17 protein-coding genes are annotated in these 20,264 nt (G+C 45.1%); 11 read left to right on the forward strand and 6 right to left on the reverse strand.

All coding sequences use genetic code 11. From position 1 onward, the window contains the following. Window positions 1–86 precede the first annotated feature (86 nt). Window positions 87–983, reverse strand: a complete 897-nt coding sequence (locus tag AACQ17_RS13760; protein WP_047691821.1) for an ROK family protein — start codon at window positions 981–983, stop codon at window positions 87–89. A gap of 223 nt (window positions 984–1,206) precedes the next feature. Here AACQ17_RS13760 and AACQ17_RS13765 point away from each other — a divergent pair, with 223 nt between their 5' ends. The 8 genes from AACQ17_RS13765 (at window position 1,207) to AACQ17_RS13800 (ending at window position 10,072) form a co-directional block, all read left to right on the forward strand. Beyond that, window positions 1,207–1,854: a GTP cyclohydrolase II gene (locus AACQ17_RS13765; protein WP_013856740.1), complete on the forward strand. Its 648-nt coding sequence runs from the start codon at window positions 1,207–1,209 to the stop codon at window positions 1,852–1,854. Between the two features lie 166 nt (window positions 1,855–2,020). Then, window positions 2,021–3,283, forward strand: coding sequence for an imelysin family protein (locus tag AACQ17_RS13770; RefSeq protein ID WP_094167671.1), 1,263 nt, complete (start codon window positions 2,021–2,023; stop codon window positions 3,281–3,283). 78 nt (window positions 3,284–3,361) lie between these two features. Beyond that, a complete protein-coding gene (locus tag AACQ17_RS13775; RefSeq protein WP_094147687.1) occupies window positions 3,362–4,744 on the forward strand; it encodes a di-heme oxidoreductase family protein in 1,383 nt (460 codons plus the stop codon). Between the two features lie 9 nt (window positions 4,745–4,753). Beyond that, a complete protein-coding gene (locus AACQ17_RS13780; RefSeq protein WP_094147688.1) occupies window positions 4,754–5,791 on the forward strand; it encodes an imelysin family protein in 1,038 nt (345 codons plus the stop codon). Then, complete coding sequence (locus AACQ17_RS13785) at window positions 5,781–6,881, forward strand: DUF1513 domain-containing protein (protein WP_170935154.1); 1,101 nt, start codon at window positions 5,781–5,783, stop codon at window positions 6,879–6,881. The genes AACQ17_RS13780 and AACQ17_RS13785 overlap by 11 nt, the downstream gene beginning before the upstream one ends. A 142-nt stretch (window positions 6,882–7,023) precedes the next feature. Beyond that, the gene (locus AACQ17_RS13790) at window positions 7,024–8,577 is read left to right on the forward strand and encodes a L,D-transpeptidase family protein (RefSeq protein WP_094147795.1); all 1,554 of its coding nucleotides are present in this window, start codon (window positions 7,024–7,026) and stop codon (window positions 8,575–8,577) included. A gap of 220 nt (window positions 8,578–8,797) precedes the next feature. Then, window positions 8,798–9,340 carry a YcbK family protein gene (locus AACQ17_RS13795; RefSeq protein ID WP_017044782.1) on the forward strand — a complete coding sequence of 181 codons (543 nt, stop codon included), beginning with the start codon at window positions 8,798–8,800 and terminating at the stop codon, window positions 9,338–9,340. 75 nt (window positions 9,341–9,415) lie between these two features. Beyond that, window positions 9,416–10,072 (forward strand): MBL fold metallo-hydrolase, encoded by a 657-nt coding sequence (locus AACQ17_RS13800; protein ID WP_013856747.1) that lies wholly within the window; start codon window positions 9,416–9,418, stop codon window positions 10,070–10,072. Window positions 10,073–10,119: 47 nt separating this feature from the next. Here AACQ17_RS13800 and AACQ17_RS13805 read toward each other — a convergent pair whose 3' ends face one another. After that, window positions 10,120–10,785 (reverse strand): DUF2982 domain-containing protein, encoded by a 666-nt coding sequence (locus AACQ17_RS13805; RefSeq protein ID WP_094147794.1) that lies wholly within the window; start codon window positions 10,783–10,785, stop codon window positions 10,120–10,122. A 199-nt stretch (window positions 10,786–10,984) separates the two neighbouring features. Between AACQ17_RS13805 and AACQ17_RS13810 the strand changes: the two genes are divergently transcribed. Beyond that, window positions 10,985–11,374, forward strand: coding sequence for a MarR family transcriptional regulator (locus AACQ17_RS13810; RefSeq protein WP_161439660.1), 390 nt, complete (start codon window positions 10,985–10,987; stop codon window positions 11,372–11,374). Window positions 11,375–11,452: 78 nt separating this feature from the next. On the opposite strand, the gene AACQ17_RS13815 is transcribed toward AACQ17_RS13810, so the two are convergent. After that, a complete protein-coding gene (locus AACQ17_RS13815; RefSeq protein ID WP_010320725.1) occupies window positions 11,453–11,929 on the reverse strand; it encodes a MarR family winged helix-turn-helix transcriptional regulator in 477 nt (158 codons plus the stop codon). A 392-nt stretch (window positions 11,930–12,321) separates the two neighbouring features. Between AACQ17_RS13815 and AACQ17_RS13820 the strand changes: the two genes are divergently transcribed. Both AACQ17_RS13820 and AACQ17_RS13825 read left to right on the forward strand, forming a co-directional pair. Continuing rightward, window positions 12,322–13,899 (forward strand): BCCT family transporter, encoded by a 1,578-nt coding sequence (locus tag AACQ17_RS13820; RefSeq protein ID WP_094147793.1) that lies wholly within the window; start codon window positions 12,322–12,324, stop codon window positions 13,897–13,899. A gap of 233 nt (window positions 13,900–14,132) precedes the next feature. After that, a complete protein-coding gene (locus AACQ17_RS13825; protein ID WP_013856752.1) occupies window positions 14,133–16,016 on the forward strand; it encodes a methyl-accepting chemotaxis protein in 1,884 nt (627 codons plus the stop codon). Between the two features lie 124 nt (window positions 16,017–16,140). Here the strand turns inward: AACQ17_RS13825 and AACQ17_RS13830 are convergent, their stop codons facing one another. From AACQ17_RS13830 to AACQ17_RS13840, 3 genes are all read right to left on the reverse strand, one after another. Beyond that, the gene (locus AACQ17_RS13830; protein WP_069571721.1) at window positions 16,141–16,860 is read right to left on the reverse strand and encodes a 3'-5' exonuclease; all 720 of its coding nucleotides are present in this window, start codon (window positions 16,858–16,860) and stop codon (window positions 16,141–16,143) included. A gap of 5 nt (window positions 16,861–16,865) precedes the next feature. Next, the gene (locus AACQ17_RS13835) at window positions 16,866–18,755 is read right to left on the reverse strand and encodes a putative nucleotidyltransferase substrate binding domain-containing protein (RefSeq protein WP_013856754.1); all 1,890 of its coding nucleotides are present in this window, start codon (window positions 18,753–18,755) and stop codon (window positions 16,866–16,868) included. A gap of 269 nt (window positions 18,756–19,024) precedes the next feature. Further along, window positions 19,025–20,215 carry an amino acid aminotransferase gene (locus tag AACQ17_RS13840; RefSeq protein ID WP_088717991.1) on the reverse strand — a complete coding sequence of 397 codons (1,191 nt, stop codon included), beginning with the start codon at window positions 20,213–20,215 and terminating at the stop codon, window positions 19,025–19,027. Between the last annotated feature and the right edge of the window lie 49 nt (window positions 20,216–20,264).

Consider the following 20,264-nt stretch of genomic DNA (forward strand, 5'->3'; position numbering starts at 1 on the left):
GTTTTAAATATCAGTCATTTGATATGTAAAACACTTGCTTTACTTAATTTTTCGATGACTAAAGTTGTGACTTTAATCACTTTCTGCTAGTTCAAACCTAGCCAAGCTGCACCACGGATGCCGCTGCTGTCACCATATTTTGCTTGGGTAAACACAATCTGTGCACTATCAGAAAAAACGTAGTTCGCTGTTGCCCGAGGTAGATCAACATACAGCGATGCTACGTTTGATAATCCTCCGCCAAGCACTATCACATCAGGATCCAACACATTGACGATGCAAGCAAAGCTGCGCGCCATTTGATCAATTAATTGTTGATAAAGCTTTGTTGCTTGTGGGTCTTGCTGCTGGTAGCGAGTGATAATTTCGGCTGCATTCCATTCTTGTTGACCAATCAACTGAGCACTCTTTGTTAAGCCAGAACCGGAGATAAAGAGTTCAATACAGTTATCGCGTCCGCAATAACAGTGGCGAGTTGGCCCATCACGTTCACTGGTAAAACTTGGCAGCGGATTGTGCCCCCACTCACCGCATACGGCGTTCGCACCGACCAATACCTGCTTGTTGATCACAATACCGCCACCGCAACCTGTGCCCAAAATCGCGCCAAAGACTACGTTGCCATCTTTGGCGGCACCATCGACCGCTTCAGACAGCGCAAAGCAATTGGCATCATTGGCAATAACAACATTGCGTTGCAGGCGAGCGCACAGATCAGCTTTTAAATCTCGACCATTTAAAAAAGTGCAATTGGCATTTTTGATAAGCCCTGTCGCTGGGCTGATGGCTCCGGGAAGTCCAATCCCGATTTGGCAGTGAGTTTGCGTTTCGCTTTCGGCCATTGCAACCAGTTGACATAAGGTGCTTAGAAAAAGCTCGTACTCATGTGGGGTAGGGGTTCGGTGTTTAAATAGGGTGTTTCCTGATTTATCCAGTACGCAAATTTCAATTTTGGTGCCGCCAATGTCGAAACCTATCAGCATGATTTTTCCTTATTTTGGATGTTGAGTGTGAGTCCTGACTATGGAATATAGTCTAATAATCAACGTGTTTTGTCTTTGAACCGAACAAGATAACGTGAAGTGGTGAGATTTTTTCTTTTGATTGCTGATAAATGTTATATTATAACATTTATCAGCAAGTGATCTTTTTATTGAAAAGGGGAGTATCTATCCCCATAGTTAGGTCATCAATGGGTCAATTCGAATGCAAATCAATTCAGCATTGCAACAAGCAATTATTCAAGTGAGTGTAGATATGGCGGAAGTACGAGCCAGAGTGGATTTCAAAGTCGGTCTAAAAAGCAATATTGACGCCGAAATACTCTCTTTTAGAGGACTGAAAACAGACAAAGAACATGTTGCGGTCATTTTTAAATCCGCTGATGTTACTCAGGAAACTCCTTTAGTCCGTATGCATTCAGAGTGTTTAACGGGCGATGTTTTTCACTCATCACGCTGTGATTGTGGTGAACAATTAGAAGAAACCATTAATAAAATGGGCGAAGTTGGCGGCATTATCCTCTATTTGCGTCAAGAAGGTCGAGGCATTGGTCTGTACAACAAAATTGATGCCTATCGCTTACAAAGTGCGGGGATGAATACCTATGAAGCCAACAATCATCTTGGCTTTGGTGACGACTTGCGTGATTTCACTGAAGCGGCGCAGATGTTGAAAGCGTTAAATGTGACCAAGATTCGTTTAGTCACTAATAACCCTAAAAAAAGTCGTGAGCTGAAGGAGCATGGTATTGAAATTGTAGAGGTCGTGAATACCGCGGCACATATTAAGTCGGGTAATGAAAATTACCTCAAGGCCAAAGTCTCCCATGGCAAACACAACTTAAAACTATAATTCAGATTTATAGATGATAGCCAAAAACCTCATTTCGGTGAGGTTTTTGGCGTTTTTACCTTGCAAAAAAATGGATAATTTGTATTATCGGCGACTAAAAGTGCAAATGATAATAATTAGCACTACCATAAGATAACGCTCAAATCGCCTCAACAAGGATGCTCCCATGAAAGTTAACACGCCTCTTATTCAGTCAATTGCGGCCTCACTTGCCATCGCAAGTAGTGCGTCATTTGCCGCTACCGTCACTAAGGAGCAGGTGGTCGAACATTATGCCAATATTGCTCATGCCGTGTTTGCTGATTCGCTGACGACCGCTCAATCATTAGAAAAATCAATCGATCAGTTCTTGATGACTCCCTCGGCGGCTAAATTGGAAGAGGTGAAACAAGCGTGGTTAGCATCGCGAGTGCCTTACCAGCAGTCCGAAGTCTTCCGTTTTGGCAATGCCGTTGTTGACGATTGGGAAGGACAACTCAATGCTTGGCCTCTTGATGAAGGGCTGATTGACTACGTCGCTACTGATTACCAATATGAACTGGGCAATGAAGGCGCCAGCGCTAACATCATTGCCAACCAAACGTTGAAAATTGGTGCGACAGCGATTGATGTCTCCACTATCACACCAGAGCTGATTGCCAGCTTAAACGAAATTGGTGGCTCTGAAGCTAACGTCGCTTCAGGTTATCATGCCATTGAGTTCCTACTGTGGGGCCAAGATTTAAATGGCACCAATGCGGGAGCCGGTGCTCGTGCTTACACGGATTTTGTCGTGGGTAGCGAATGCACCAATAACAATTGTGATCGCCGTGCTCAATACTTAAAAGCGGCAGCTCAGCTGCTCGTGCAAGATTTGGCATGGATGGAAAAACAGTGGTCTGCGGATGAAAAAGCCAATTACCGTCATGAATTGCTTGCGGAATCAGCAGACAATGGTTTGCGTAAGATGTTATTTGGTATGGGGTCTTTATCACTGGGCGAATTAGCGGGCGAGCGTATGAAAGTGGCGCTAGAAGCAAACTCGACTGAAGATGAGCACGATTGTTTCTCGGATAATACCCATAACTCTCATTACTATAATGAACAAGGTATTTACAACCTTTATACGGGTTCTTACCAGCGTCAAGACGGAAAGGTACTAACAGGCCCAAGCCTGAATGATTTAGTGGCACAAAAGGATGCACAAGCAGCCAAAGAGATTCAAAAGCAGTTTGACAGTGCGCGCGCTGAAGTCGGTAAATTAGTCACGTCGGCTGAAAAAGATAATCAGCATTTCGATCAATTGATCGCGGCTAACAATCCTCAAGGCAACGCGATAGTCAATGGAGCCATTATGGCTTTAGTGGCTCAAACCGCTTCGATAGAACGTACCGCTTCAGTGATTGGGATTGATAACCTTAATCCAGATACTGCAGACCACGAATTCTAATAATAAGATGAAAGATCCAAGGGCTCAGATGAGCCCTTTTCCACGTTTACACTGAATAAAGATGTTGAGAAAAGCCCAATGAGATCGTTTTTTACCGTCGCGCTCCTAACCTTGCTTGCCAACCCCGTTTATGCCGATGAGGTGAAATCGGGTGGCAAAACCAGTACAACCAAAGCTGGGCCGAATGCTTACTCGCTTCCTGCGGCCAATTTGCCGATGAGTAAACGGCTCGATTTTAGCGTGGGAAACAGTTTCTTTCGTAACCCTTGGGTGCCAGCGCCATCGTCTACCGATGCAAGAGATGGTTTAGGGCCGCTTTTTAACACCAATGGTTGCCAAAATTGTCACATCAAAGATGGTCGCGGCCATCCGCCAGAAAAAAATGACACACATGCCGTTTCGATGTTGGTTCGCCTGAGTATTCCAGCGGTGACGGATGAACAAAAAGCGAACTACGCCAAAGAAGGGGGGATCCCCGAACCCATCTATGGTGGACAGTTACAAGATTTCGCTTTGCCCGATCAAAAAGCAGAAGGACAAATCCACATCACTTATCAAGAGATTGCGGTTGCTTTTACGGATGGCCACCAAGTGATGTTACGTAAACCCAATTTAAAAATTGCTGAACTTGGTTATGGCGATATGCATCCTGATACCCAGTTTTCGGCGCGTGTCGCCCCGCCAATGATTGGCCTTGGCCTACTTGAAAGCATTGCTGATGCCAGCTTATTAGCAATGGCAGACCCTGAAGATAGTGATGGCGATGGTATCTCTGGCAAAGTGAACCGTGTTTGGGATGTAGAAAAAAAAGATTTTGCCATCGGGCGTTTTGGTTGGAAAGCCGGACAGCCTAGTTTAATGCAACAGAATGCCGCGGCGTTTAACGGCGATTTAGGATTGACCAGCCGTTTATTCCCAAAAGAAAACTGCACCGAGAAGCAAACACTCTGTCAAACCTTACCTAACGGCGGCGATCCTGAGGTTAGTGACAACATTCTTGATTTTGTCGAATTCTATTCTCAGCATTTAGCCGTTCCAGTGCGTCGCAATGTCGACGATCCACAAGTGAAGCTGGGTCAATCATTGTTCAAACAAGTTGGCTGTGAGAGTTGCCACCGTACTAACCTCAAAACGGTAAAAAGAACGGACCGCCCAGCCTTATCAGAGCAAGAAATCCATCCTTACAGTGATTTACTACTGCATGATATGGGCGAAGGGTTAGCCGATAATCGTCCTGAAGCCTTAGCTAATGGACAAGAGTGGCGTACCCCGCCTTTGTGGGGGATCGGCTATACGCAAGAGGTCAGCGGCCATACTTATTTTTTACATGATGGCCGAGCGCGTAATCTCATGGAAGCGGTACTTTGGCACGGTGGTGAGGCGCAAAGTGCCAAAGAGAAAGTACGTCAATTCAATGCCAGCGAACGCAACGCGTTGATCGATTTTCTTAATTCTTTATAGGGTGCGAGCATGAAATTTCATCTGTTATTTTCGATAGCAGTTACCAGCGTACTTTCGGCTTGCCAACCCACGCCGAAATCAGCGCTTGAGCCGCAAAAAAACAATCATGTTAGCCAAGGTGTTTATGAGGTTGAATTTGCTGCGGCGCAGCGTTTTGCTCAACAATCGCACCAGCTTGCTCAATTATTTGATCAGCAATGCCAGCCGGACGATGTTGCATTGCCCTTGCTGAAAGAACGGTGGCAGCAAACTATTGGGGCGTGGATGTTTTTACAAGGGCAAGAGAGAGGGCCAGCTAAAGCACTCGAGCAAAGTTGGAACGTACAATTTTGGCCAGATAAAAAAGACACTACCGGGCGAAAAATGAGCCTGTTAGCGAGCAGTGGCAAGCACTGGAGTGAGGAGCAGATTGCAAATCAGAGTGTTACAGTGCAGGGGATTGGCGCATTGGAATGGTTACTCTATGACCCTCAATCGCCGCTTCTGAAAAACCAGCAAGTAGAAACTGGTTGTATGATTGGACAAGCGATCAGCGCGAATTTGGCGACGAAATCTCATTTGATTGCTGAGCAATGGCAACAGAATCCATGGTTGATGCTGGATCTGAGCGCTTGGCAAGCCGAATACATTGCGCTGCTCTCCAATCAGCTTGATTACAGCATGAAAAAACTGAGCCGCCCCTTAGCCAATATCGGCCAGCCACGCCCTTATTTTTCAGAATCGTGGCGCGCCAAAGTCTCTTTGAATAACCTGCAAAAGAATGTTCAAGCGATGCAAGCACTCTATTTAGCAAAAGACGGTTTAGATCAGATGTTGCGGGAAAGAGATCAAGTCGCCATGGCCGAACGCGTAAAAGCACATTTATCCTTGATGTTGGAAACGTGGCCACAAACGGCCAGCTTATTTGATTTATTGCAAACGAAAACAGGCTACCGCGAGGTGCTTGCGCTCTATAACAAGTTCGAACAACTCAATTATTTACTGCATGATGAAGTCGCGGTAGAGCTAGGTGTAGTGATAGGATTTAATGCAACCGATGGTGACTGATCTAACAAGGCGTACGCTACTGAAAGCGGCGTTATTGAGCGCATCAGCGCCCCTGCTGCCGCTGGGGTGCGCTACTACTCGTCGTGACGACCCACAACCCGCTTTGATTGGTTGCGCTATTCATAAAGGCTCGCAGTTTCGCGCCGTTGTAGCCGACGCCCAAGGCCAAGCGATTCACCAATTACCTTTGCCTGCAAGGGGACATGGTGTTGCTATCCATCCTACCTTGACGCATGCGGTCGCTTTTGCCCGTCGTCCCGGCGAGTTTTTGATGGTGTTTAACTATCAAAATGGAGAACTCATCAAATTGCAACTGGCGCAACCCACGCGACATTTTTATGGGCACGGCGTTTACTCAAATGATGGTGCGTGGCTTTATGCAACCGAAGGCGAGAAAGCGACAAGTCGCGGCATTATTGGTGTGTATGATGTGCAGCACAGTTACCAAAAAGTGGCTGAGTTCAGTGGTTTTGGTATTGGCCCTCACGAAGTCATTGTGATGCCAGATGGCAGGCTCACGATTGGGGTGGGTGGGGTGCATACCTTCGGCCGCGAGCCACTCAACGTAGAGAGCATGATGCCAAGCTTGACCTACCTTTCTCATCAAGGAGAAGTGCTTGAGCAACGAATATTGAACGACCACCATTTGAGCATCCGCCATCTTGCTCATGATGGTGCAGATACTGTGCTGTGCGGCCAACAATACCGAGGTCAGCCGGAAGAGTATCCACCTTTGGTAGCACTACATCACCAAGGTGGCGAACTCATTCCGCTCTTGGCAGAGCCTGAACAATGGGCAAGATTCAACCATTACATTGCCAGTATTGCGGCGACCGACCAATGGATTTTAGCGACTTCTCCACGAGGTAACTGTTACGGTATTTGGTCAAAAGAGACATTGCAACTGGTTGAGTTGGCCTCTTTGCCGGATGCTTCTGGCGTGGTAGTGCAAGATCAGCAGTTCCAAGTCAGTTCAGGAGCTGGCTTGGTCGTTAATTCACCCTATCCTCAACCTGAAATACGCACGCGTAGTAATGTCCAATGGGACAATCACTGGTCTGCCATTGATTACTCTTGCCAAAAAAGCTGAGTAAGCGAACTAAATTTGTTTAATGATAATTCTCATTGCATGAGAGTTTATGAATATATTGTTGATATCGACAACAACGTTTAGCAGATAGCCGTTTCTTTTGCCATACTGAAACGTGAATCAGCGTTGTGGATAGATCGGAATGAGTAAAAGCATCCTATTTGCTTTATTATTGATTTTTAGTAGTTTTTCTCTTTACTCTGCCGAGAAGGTACAGCCTTTTGCTGTCTCGCAAGAGAATGCCTCGTTGCAATCTTTTATCCAATATCCGCATTTAGTCGAACGAATTTACCAAGAGAATGAGAATCGGCGCATTTGGCAAGATGAGCAGATTGTTCGTCAATTTGAACATCAATTGGAAGTGATTCGCCGAGCGGGGTTTAGCCCTTTATTTTCACGCCAGTTAGCGCAAATGAAAGCGTACCGGAATCAGCAAGCGTTCAACGAATACGATCTGCTGGCGACTGATACTTTACTTTTGTATTTGAGTTATGCCGAGCAAGCTCCCAAAGTCGGTATGGCTTGGTTCTTTGAACGTAAGCTCAACTCTGCCATTGCTCCACCAAGCCAAGAAGCCTTGTTCGCTCTTCATGTTGCGGTGGAAGTTAACAGTATCGGCGATCTGCTCAATGGTTATGCGCCCAACAACGCGGCTTATGATCAACTGCTACATGCCTATGATTTTCTGCTCAGTACTGAAAATGCAGCGCTCTCGTTGTACAGCCAAAAAGGGTTAAAAAAACCTGGCGATAAGCTCTCACAACGTAGTGTGCTTATTGCCCGCTTATCATTAGTTAATATCGATGTTAGCACAGTGCGTGACGACGTAACTTGGTATGACAACAGCTTGGTCAAACCTGTGAAAGAGTTTCAAGCGATGCACGGTTTAAAAGCTGATGGCATGATTGGCCCCGAGACCTTAAAGTGGTTAAATTTGTCTTTGCAGGCACGCCTGTCTATGTTGGCATTAAATGCAGAGCGAACTCGTTTGTGGCCAGAATCAAAAGAGACACAGATCGTAGTCAACGTTCCCAGTTTTGATATGCGCTACTGGTATTTAGGTAAAGAAGTCTTTCAGTCTAAAGTGGTGGTGGGCCGAGTTTCACGCAAAACGCCACTCATGAGCACCAAATTAGATTCTTTGATCCTAAACCCGACGTGGAATGTGCCACACAAAATCATGGTTGAAGATATTCTGCCGATGGTAAAAAAAGATCAAAACTATTTGCGTCAACACAATATTGATATTGTTTCGAGCTGGCGTTCGAACGATCAAATTGACCCAAGCAACATCAACTGGTCTGCGGTGAATCCGGCCTCTTTTCCCTACCGAATGCGTCAGCAAGCCGGGCAAGATAATGCATTAGGTCTGTATAAATTTAATACGCCCAATCGCAGAGCGATTTACCTACATGATACGCCGAGTAAATACCTATTCAATAATACGTCGCGAGCCTTTAGTTCGGGTTGCATTCGAGTACAAAATGCCGATAAGTTTGCTTCGATGATATTAGAAACCCAAGGTATTAATGGTGATAAATTAACGGGAAAAGAAGGGCCTGCGAATGGCACGATCCCATTAAAGCAGCGCATCCCCGTACACATTATCTATCAAACCGTTTGGTATGAAGGTGGGGAACTGCACTACCGAGATGATATCTATCGTTATGATGCATTCAGTACCAGTAATGGGTGAATGGATACCGCTAAAACAGTGGTCACCTAAGTAAGCAGGGATGCGTCTCTCAATTTACCAAAAAATGACTTAATAAAGATCTCTTTTATGTTCAAAGAGTAACGATGCTGTGGCTCTCTCTTGAGCATTTCGAGCACAATTTATGCATTTGATCTTCACAATGGAGTCCGGTAGTGTCCGGGCTTGTTGAAAATAAATTCAGTTGTGAAGGTATCAAACCTTGTTAGTTTCTCGTCGTCACTTTATAAAATTGGCTGGTAGTGGTGTAGTTGTAGCGGCGTGTGCCCCCCAAATAGTATTGGCATCGTACCCTGAAACCTCTCGCATACTCGCGATGAATAATTTACATACCGGTGAAACACTTGAAACCTGTTATTTCAACGGTGTTCGTTATGTTCGATCTGAGCTTGATCGGCTCAACCATATTTGCCGTGATTTCCGCCGCAACGAAGTCCATCCAATGGACAAAAATCTATTTGACCAAATATCGAAAATTCAATCTCTACTTGGCACTCAAGCGGAAGTACAAATCATCTCTGGTTATCGATCTCCTGCCACCAATGAGATGTTGCGCACTCACTCCTCTGGGGTTGCTAAGAAAAGTTTCCATATGCTAGGCCAAGCAATTGATTTTCGGTTAGATGGTGTTCAGTTGAGTCAAGTACGCGAAGCGGCGATCGAATTGGGCGCTGGCGGTGTTGGTTATTATCCTAGCAGTGATTTTGTGCACATTGATACTGGGCCTGTACGTCATTGGTCATAAGGCTGTTCGTGACTTGTCAAATGAAAGTGTCAATGTCATAGTTCGGCCAACTGCGAATTCGAACAAGGTTTTAGTATGTCGTTAAAGTATCAAGTGGTGCCCGTCACTTCCTTCTCTCAAAACTGCTCTATCGTTTGGTGTGATGACACCATGGAAGGGATCGTGGTTGACCCTGGCGGTGATGTGAAACAGCTCGTGATGTTGATCAATGAACTCGGGGTAAAAGTGGTCAGTTTGGTTCTTACTCATGGTCATTTAGATCATGTCGGTGGAACCGAACCGCTGGCGCAGCAGTTGGGCGGCGTCGATATTATTGGACCACACAAAGCGGACAACTTCTGGCTACAAGGCCTCGAAGGTCAAAGCAAAATGTTTGGTTTTCCACTGACGGAAGCCTTTGAACCTACCCAATGGCTTAATGACGGTGATGAAGTGAAGTTTGGCCTTCAAACTCTACAAGTATTGCACACGCCCGGCCACACGCCCGGTCACGTGGTGCTGTTTAGCCAGCAAGCGAAATTGGCGTTTGTTGGTGATGTATTGTTTAACGGTAGTATCGGCCGTACGGATTTCCCGCAAGGTGATTTCAATACCCTTATTCACTCGATCAAAACTAAGCTATGGCCACTTGGCAACGATGTGACGTTTGTGCCCGGCCATGGTCCGCAATCGACTTTTGGCCGTGAACGTGCCAATAACCCTTATGTCGCAGATGAAATGCCCCTGTATTGATCTTGATTAGGCTCAGAGTGTTCCTTCTGCGCCCATTAAACCATGTCTTAGTCTGGTTCGGCCGCCGCGAGGTAGCGCCGAAGCAGCCCCACAAACGCTTCGGCGTCACGATCCAGATCGTGCGCTGAGATAAAAATATCATAATCAAAAAATTGCCGTTGATAGCGCATCCGATTGGCTAACATTGCCATAAGACCATGATAGTAATTACCGTTTGGCGCAGTGTAAGGTGCGCTGTCGAGTACCAAATCTTCAAATTGAGTCTCTTTGCGCTGTTGTTTTGCTCCTAAGTAGAGCAGCGCGCGCTGGCTGAGCAAGATCTCACTAGCGATTCTGGGACACACACTCTCAAGGTAAGGTGAATAATCCTTCAGTTTGATCCCAATCCAAGGCAAAGGTTGGTGCCAACCATGATATTCATAACTGCAGACCCCAATGCGGCTGATATTGTTCCATTTTACGACCCAACCTCCTTTAAAGAGATGCTGCTGAAAATGGGTAGCGGTTAGGGTGTAGCTAACTTTTCCTTTCAAAATCAAAAAATAGAAGGTGATTAGAGTTACCGCCAGTGCACTTACTAACAGCAGCGCATGAATAATGTTGGATGAGAACATGACAATGCAAATTGAAGCGATGATACAAATCGTATTTATCCATTTCACCATAGGTGATTGCAAAGAAAAGCGCGTATTAGACAAATGTTGGGTGTGCATAAAACAGTGAAACCCCTTCGAGCTACAGCATCGTTGTTGGCTGTTTCGACTTGTATAAATTGTAGTCAGTTACCGCATCAAAATGCGTTTTTGCCCCTCAATCTGTGCTATGCCCTACAAATCGAGGACGATTTTTGATATAAAACGCGCTTCAAATTTTCACCACTGCTTGAAACGCAGTGAAATGGAGAAATATTCGATGAGACTTGCTCATAAGCGTAAGGTGCAGGCAAAATTGCAAAAGCGTATTAAAGCGACTGTTGCAAACTTGATTGCCTCTCAATCAGCAAAGCCTGTAACAGCGCAATCGACCGTAGCAAAAACCGCTGCAACAAAAGTAGTTGTGGAGAAAGCGGCGGCGAACTCTAAAAAAGTGGATGTTGCGTTAACGCCAAAACAGCAACAGGTTTTAGATATCGTCGCTAACCACACAGAAGGTATGAATCCTAAATCGATCGGCTTAAGTGCTGGTCAAGAAGATGCGAAAGCTGCCGCTTGGGCCACTGGCGCACTCAAGAAACTAGTAGAAGAAAATCTGGTAGTGAAAGAGCAGTTAGCAGGCAACAAAGTTATCTATAAAGCCATTTAATCTGCTGTTCGTTGTGAATGAATTAGCCTCGGTAGCTCCGAGGCTTTTTTACGATCAAATTTTAAAATGCAATCAAAGCTACTCTTCTTTGGTAATAGAGCCAATTTCGAGCATCGGTGCGACATCGATGTTTTCGGCATTCATCATAGAAGATAAACGCTGTACCGATGAGAGCAACAAGCTTTGCTCCCACTCTTGAAGCTGCCTAAATTGTTCGACAAAGCTTTCTTGCAATGGTTGCGGTGCCTTTTCTAGCAGCTTCTTACCTTCGTCCGTTAAATGGGCGTGCACTTTTCGTTTATCGGTATTGCTGCGAATTCGCTGTACGTATCCGTTGCGCTCTAATCTATCCAAAATGGTGGTGGCAGTGGCCTGGCTCATGTTCGTATGATCCGACAATGTGCGGATAGTCACCTCACCAAGGGTTTGAATTGAGCGCATTAAAATAAGCTGGGGACCAGTAAGCCCAGCGTCTCTATTCAGTTTTTTAGAGTGCAGATCAATTGCGCGAATAATTTGTCGAATTGAGATCAAAACTTCTTCATGTTTTTCCAAACTCATTGTCCCAAAAAGAAAGTTATTAATAAGCGGGGACCATAGCGCAGTTCTTTTCACTTGAAAAGTAGCATTCGACCTCTTTTGTTTTGGTCTAAGATGATGAGTGTATAAGCTGAGATGTAAAATGATTAGTGCTCGAATGTTTTTGTTTTCGATTTTTACCCTAAATTGGTTTAAGTTTAACCATTAAGGCTTGTTTTTTGCCTTATATGGCATTTTATGTTGCTTTTTAGTGGATTTTTTCTGTGATTTTGGTAGGGTATTCAGCATATTGAAAAATAAATTGCTATGAGTACGAAGTTATTTTTGGTTTTTGTCTTAAAATTGTTTCGTTCTCATGGTTATTAATCTCAACTGAAAAATCATGTCTAGATTTCTAGAGAGGTAAAATGACAAAAGGTATTGATAAGTACAGTATCGACAGTACTGACTACACCGTCGGGCAAGATAACGTGCAAAAGTGGGGGTTTGATGTTCATAACCCAGTGTTTGGCTTTAGCGCCGGATTTATTGCGCTATTTTTAGTCGCCGCTTTAGTCGTTGATCCTGAGGTTGCGAAGAGCGTGCTTGATGGCGTGAAATGGAAAATTATTGGCACTTTTGACTGGCTGTTTATTTGGTCGGGTAATCTTTTTGTGCTGTTTTGCTTAGGCTTGATTGTTTCTCCCTTTGGTAAAATACGTTTAGGTGGCCAAGAGGCGACAGCAGACTACTCTTTTATTTCTTGGCTCTCTATGCTGTTTGCCGCAGGGATGGGTATTGGTCTCATGTTCTGGAGTGTCGCTGAACCTGTGGCGTATTTTACCGGTTGGTATGAGACGCCCTTAGGTGTTGCAGCCAACACACCCGAAGCGGCTAAACTAGCATTAGGTGCAACCATGTACCATTGGGGTTTACACCCTTGGGCCATTTACGGTGTGGTAGCGCTTTCCCTGGCGTTCTTTACTTACAACAAAGGGCTTCCGCTTTCTATTCGCTCTATTTTTTACCCGTTGCTTGGTGATCGCGCTTGGGGCTGGGCAGGGCATATCATTGATATTCTGGCTGTATTAGCAACATTATTTGGCTTAGCAACGTCATTAGGGCTGGGTGCGCAACAAGCGGCTAGTGGTATCCATCATGTATTTGGCATTGATGCCGGAATGGGCTTACAAATTGTCGTGATTACCGTCGTTACTTTATTAGCGGTGGTCTCCGTGGTGCGTGGTATTGATGGTGGTGTCAAAGTCATCAGTAACATCAATATGATCGTTGCGTTCTTGCTGCTGATTTTGGTTGCACTGATTGGCTATACCGTAACCTTTTCATCCATTCCAACCACATTAATGGCGTATATTGAAAATATCATCCCACTCAGTAACCCACACGGTCGAACTGATGAGGCTTGGTTCCAAGGTTGGACAGTGTTCTATTGGGCTTGGTGGATTTCATGGTCACCATTTGTTGGAATGTTCATTGCGCGAGTATCAAAAGGCCGTAGTATCCGCGAGTTCCTCACCGCCGTATTATTAGTACCTACTGCTGTTACCTTGATTTGGATGTCTGTATTTGGTGGTTTGGCGATTGATCAAGTCATCAACAATGTTGGTCAATTAGGCGCGAATGGTTTGACCGAAGTGCCACTGGCGATGTTCCAAATGTTTGATGCGCTGCCTTATGGCACCTTACTTTCAGTGATTGCGGTTGTGTTAGTGTTGGTATTTTTTATCACCTCATCAGATTCAGGGTCACTGGTTATTGATAGTATTACTGCTGGAGGCAAAGTGGATGCCCCTGTCCTACAGCGTATTTTCTGGGCGTTGATGGAAGGCGCTATCGCCGTAGCCTTGTTATGGATTGGTGGCACCAATGCTATTGAAGCGTTGCAGGCTGCGGCAATATCAACGGCGCTGCCATTTACCATCGTCTTACTATTGATGTGTGTGAGCCTACTCTTAGGTATGCGAACCGAATTATCTAAGCACTAATTCAGATATACCCAAGGCTGCTTTAAGTGGGAAGGGTATGGACGTTAATCATCAAGGCGACTTTTAGTCGCCTTTTTGCTGTTTTTTTGACAGTCGTCATGACAACATTAATTAATAACTTTAGTAAAAGCAAAAGGTTATATTGTGTCAAAAATAGATACATAATTAGTGCAACTTATGCGAAATCTGGTTAATATTCGCCACCTTTTCCGCTTCATACATTTTGTAACCCAATGAAATTGACCCTAAAGCAAAAGCTAATCGGTGCCAGTCTTTCTGCCGTCGTCGTTATGGCGAGCGCGTTGACTTGGCTAGCCGCTGATCAACTCTTTGAACAAACTCGAAATGGCGTATATTCGCGGGCAGAAAGCTTGTCAGCTGCCGCTGCGAAAGGCATTTCGGACTGGATTGTGGTCCGTAAAGAGATCTCAACCGCTTTTAATGACTACACCGCTCAAGATGATGTCGTCCCTTTCTTACAGCAAGCTCGCAAAGCGGGTGGCTTTGATGATATTTTCTTTGGTACACCGCAAGGTGAGATGTATCGTTCACACCCTGAGCGTAACCGTGCTGACTATGATCCTCGCCAACGCCCTTGGTATAAAGATGCCGTTTCAGCGAATAAACAAATTATCACCCCCGCTTATAAAGACGCGATCACCAATGCACTGTTGGTGACAATTGCAGAGCCTGTGCGTCGCAATGGGCAATTTGTCGGCGTCGTTGGTGCCGATGTGTTAATCGATCAGCTCATCCAAGATGTCATCAGTTTAGATGCGGGCAAAAATGCCTACGCGATGTTAATTGATGCGCAAGATGGAACCTTTTTAGCGCATCCAGATAAAAATTTCTTATTAAAACCAGTGTCGTCATTGTCGAAGACGTTGACGATGAACATGATAGAGCAAGCAGTGGCTTCAGGTACCGTTGAAGACGCGTCATTACAAGGTGTTGATAAGCTATTTTACTTCGCCAAAGTGCCGCAAACCGATTGGATTTTCGCTATCCAAATGGATCGTGCAACGGAAGAAGCAGCGCATACATCTTTGCTTACCGGCCTGATTGTGACTGCGCTTGTGATTACTATTGCTGTGATTGTAATCGTCTCTTGGTTAGTGAGCTTTTTGTTTAGAGATCTTAGCCGAGTATCCAAAGCCTTAGAGGAAATTGCTTCCGGAGACGGTGATTTAACTCAACGTCTTGAACCAAGAAGTGATGATGAAGTTGGGCAATTAGCACAAAACTTTAATACCTTTGTCGGTAACATGCACACCATGGTTTCTAAGCTCAGCTTTGTTTCTGCTGCGTTGTCTGAACAGTCAAAACAGACGGCCGCTCAAGCCAAAGAGCGTAGTGCGCGTATCCGTTTACAACAAGATGAAATTAATATGGTGGCTACGGCCATCAATGAAATGGCCGCAGCTACACAAGAGATTGCCGGTAACGCAGATCATACCGCTCAAAACTCTGGCGAAGCGGTAACGGCTTGCGTACATGGTTCGAATCAAGTTTCACAAACACAAGGTTCGATTCAAAATCTGGCTCAAGAAGTTCAAGTGGCCACTGATGTTATCCTTGAGCTGGAAGCACACGGTAAACACATCAATACGATTCTGGCGACTATTCAAAACATAGCAGAGCAAACTAACCTGCTAGCATTGAATGCGGCGATTGAAGCGGCGCGTGCTGGTGAGCAAGGTCGTGGCTTTGCGGTGGTTGCCGATGAAGTTCGTGTGCTTAGTCAACGTACACATGCTTCGACAAAAGAAATTCAGCAGATGATCGAAACGTTGCAATCAACGACGGGTAAAGCGGTTGGCATTATGGGTGATAGCCGTATGCTTGCTGGAACCAGCGTAGATGATGCGAACGCCGCTGCAGCAAGTTTGATGCAAATTCATAATTCAGTTGAGCGCATCAGTGACATGGCGACGCAAATTGCCTCGGCCGCTGAAGAGCAAGCTTCTGTGACGTCGGAAATTACTCGCAACACGGAAGGGATCCGCGATGTTTCTAACGATCTTGCACAAGAAGCGCATGAAGCAGCAGCACAAGCATCACAACTTTCTGAGCTTTCGCATCAGTTAGAAAATGAAATTCGTCGCTTTAAGCTGTAAGTTCTAAGCGTAAAAGCCGAGATGTGATTAAAAAAGAGGAACCTAACATGGGTTCCTCTTTTTTTGCTCGTGTCGATCACGGTACTAAACCTTGAAAGAATCCCTTTAAAGGATAATCAAAAAGTTATAGCCACAACGTTCGGACACTTTGCTGTCGATCAAAATGATGAGCGATTTGTGCTTGGAATAATTCCGCGGTGGCAATGGCATCAACTAAAGCGTGGTGTGGAGTGTACGCTGGTAGCCCATAACGCGCCCGCGCTTGCCCTAAACGCACTGATTGTGGTTTTTGCCCTTTTAACTGGTTCCATAAACCTCCATGTAACCGTTGTTGAATTTCCGTTTCCAATTGCAAAGTATCGATCACAGGGAACTCAATGCCTTCACCCAATCGCACTTTTAATGCTTGATTGAGAAAGCTACGTTCAATATGACGGTAATGGACTACAACAATTTTTCCAGATAAGGCCTTCAGTATTGACTCCTGCACTTCTGCCAAATCTGGCGCATCTAAAATATCGTTGTGTGTGATGCCATGGATAACCACCGAATCCTCTTTTAACGCTTGGCGTGGCCGAACTATCCAATGTTTAGAGCGGTTGAGATAGATACGGTTTAAGGTAAAAGGCACCAAGCCAATGGTGATAATGTCATCATGCTGCGCACTTAAACCCGTTGTTTCCAAATCTAAAGCGACAAACTCTATTTCATCGATTGGCGTGCTACCCTTAGCAATCGGCCTTGAATAAAAATCTTTGAGTAATGGATGGTTAACCAACGACTGCTTATTGGCATATTTTGCTACCCAATCGATGCTCGGTTTTTGAAACCATTGTTTAATCATCACTCTCACTTAAAGTTATTGCTGGCTTGATAACGGAATTTCAAGAAATTTTGCGCATTGCTTAGGATTTGAAACGCATCTTTTAAGTTACGTCTTTCAAAATCAGATAGGTTTTCTGGCTCGATATTGTTATCTGGCTCTATTTCTTGTTCAACGTCAGCCGCTTGGTGGCGAATGCGTACCATAGCGATAAACTCCATTGCGTCACGCAGATCTTGCGCCCGTCCTTTGGGTAGAATTCCGGCTTCAATGATGTCATCTAAACGTTCAAACGAGTTGGTAGAACGTGAACCGACAGCCAATGCATGCACACGGATTAAATCCGCTAACGGTGCAGTGCCGCGACGTTTTAAATTGATGGTGTTATTGTGTCGTCCATCTTTTTCCATCACAAAGTCTTTGAAAAACCCCAATGGTGGCGTGCGGTTCAGTGCATTTCGTGCAAGGCATGCAAGAAATCGATTATTTTTGCGTGCTCGCCGTACAATAAACCCATTCAGTTGTTCTGCCCATTTGGTCCTGCCACACACTCCGTATAAGTCAAAAAAGATGGATGCATTCAATAGCGCCTTAGGGTTAGGGTTATCTATCCAATCGGCAAAGCAGGCTTCCCATTCTTTACGAGTCATACGCCACATCGGGTTGCTGGCCATAATGTCCCCCGTACAGTAGCTGTAACCGCATTGATCTAAGCTGTCGCAGACAAATTTGGCGAACGCTTCGAAATAAGCACCATGCTGTGTTTCTTCGTAGCTATCGTCCAAAATTAAAGCGTTATCTTGGTCCGTGACAATTAACTGTTCATCACGGCCCATAGACCCCAAGGCTAAAAAGCAGTATGGAATCGGCGGCGAGCCTAGTAATTCTTCGGCAAGTTCAATGATTCTTTGTTTAAAGCTACGGCCAATCACTGACATCGCCGTGCCGATCATATGTGAGTTTGCATCTTCATTGACTAAACGAACAAAACTGTCTTTGACTTGGTGCGACAGTGTAGCTAACTCTTCAACGCTTTGTTGCTGGAAGATGCGACTGACGAGCAGCAATGAGTTTTGTGATTCGTAGCGAACAATGTCGGTCGCTTCAATGATACCGATCGGCTTTTTTTCTTTGAGTATAGGAAGATGATGAACATTGTACCGAAGCATTTTCAGCATGGCCTCATAGACATAAGCATTATGATCTAATGAGATAACCTCCGTTGTCATCACTTCCGTGACGAGGTGATTAGGATCGATGCCAACGGCTAATACACGCGTGCAGAGATCTCGGTCAGTCAGGATGCCGATTACCGGGCTGTTATCGTCGTCACTCTCTTGCAAAATATCAGGGTCAATCACCAGCAGCGAAGAGATACTCTCTTCCGCCATCTTGATCGCCGCATGTTGAATGGTTTCTGTTTTGTAAACGAAAGGGGCTTCTCGGCTGAGTAAGGTTCGCACTTTCGAGGTGGTGAGATCATTCTGTTCTGTTTTACTCAGTACGGCTTGGCGAAGGCGTGCGTTATCTTGCACTTCAACGAAATCAGCAAAGGAATCATAGTTGTCATATAAATCCTGAAACCTTGCCTCTGGAATACAATAAACCAGCGTATCTTCAATCGCTGTGACCGGAAAACGAACACGGTTATTGGTCAATAGCCCCATTTGACCAAATAAACCGCCTTCGGTTAGGCGGTTGTATAATTCGCCTTTGCGACGGTACACCTCGACGACGCCGCTGCGGATCAAATACAAGTCCTGGATATGATCACCAAAATGAATGATGGGTGTACCTTGTCGAAAATAGGAGATTTCTACGCTCTGCGTCACTTCGATCAGTGTTTCTTCAGGTAGTTCATTGAACGGTGGATACTGAGCAAGGAAGTTCTTGATTTCAATTAATTCTGCTTCCATGGAGGCTTCCTTGTGTTTCGGAGTTCATATTGTGGGATTCTGACGTCGTGAGCCAGCTAAACGATGTAACTGGTCAAAGGGATCAGATCACATCGGTGGCATTGGACATAGGATTCAGAGAGTTATAGTACATGAAAAGAACGTGCTTTGCAGGCAAGAGGGGAAAGTGTACGCGCTTTGAGGTGAATCAAGTGTCATTTCAGTGAATTGAAGATAAAAAAATAGCCGACAAGTGGCGGCTATTGTTGTCTATTTCTTATCATTATCGATTATAGAACCGCTGCAATACCTTTGCACAGTGGGCCCATATTCGATTTCGTCATGCCTGCCACACTGATACGGCCGGAACCGACGATGTAAATTGCCAATTCATCTTTCAGACGAGCAACTTGTTCCTTGTTCAAACCAGAAAAAGAGAACATGCCATTTTGACGTTCAATAAAGCTAAAATCAGCCTTCACACCTTCGGCTTTTAGGGTGGTAACAAACAGCTCACGCATCTCTTGAATACGTTCACGCATTTCCGTCACTTCGTTTTCCCATTCTGCGCGCAGTTCGGCGTTGTTGAGGATATAAGTAACGACCGCAGCACCGTGCGCTGGTGGGTTTGAATAAATAGAACGAATGATCGCTTTGATTTGTGAGAAAGCTGTTTCAGCGACATCTGTTGAGCCAGCAACGATGGTAAACGCACCCACGCGCTCATTGTACAAACCGAAGTTTTTAGAGAATGAGCTCGCCACTAAGATCTCTTTATTGTATTTCGCAAAAGTACGTAGGCCTTGTGCGTCTTCTTCAACACCTTTCGCAAAACCTTGATAAGCAAAGTCAAACAGAGGAAGAAGCCCTTTATCAGCGACTAATTTTGCTAACGTTTCCCACTCTTTATCGGTTGGATCAATGCCAGTTGGGTTGTGGCAGCACCCGTGTAGAAGAACAATATCACCCGCTTGAGCTTGCTCAAGATCGGTAAGCATCGCTGCGAAATCTTTATCTTTCGTTTCGGCATTGTAGTACGAATACTGCGTGGTTTCTAAACCAGCCGCATTAAAAACACCGTGATGGTTTGCCCATGTTGGGTTGCTGATCCACACTTTCACGTCGCCGATTTGACGCTTAATAAATTCACCAGCTACACGCAGTGCACCAGTACCACCCGGCGCTTGCGCCGTTTTTGCGAGCTTTTGCGTCACAATCTCAGATTCATCGCCAAACAGGAGTTTTTGTACCGCGAGCCCATATTCAGCAGTACCTTCAATGGTGAGATAAGATTTGGTCTTTTCAGACTCAAGCAACGCCGCTTCCGCTTTCTTTACTGTCGCAAGAACAGGTGTTTCACCTGCTTCATTTTTGTAGATACCAACACCGAGGTTAATTTTTTCAGTGCGAGGATCTTTTTTAAACTCTTCGGTTAAACCAAGAATAGGGTCGGCCGGAGCTGCGACAACTTTTTCAAACATAATCATCATCCATGTAAAGTGTTAGAAGGGATTTTAGAAACATAAAATT

The sequence above is a fragment of the Vibrio sp. V10_P2A27P122 genome, assembly GCF_963874335.1.
GTDB lineage: Bacteria > Pseudomonadota > Gammaproteobacteria > Enterobacterales > Vibrionaceae > Vibrio > Vibrio anguillarum.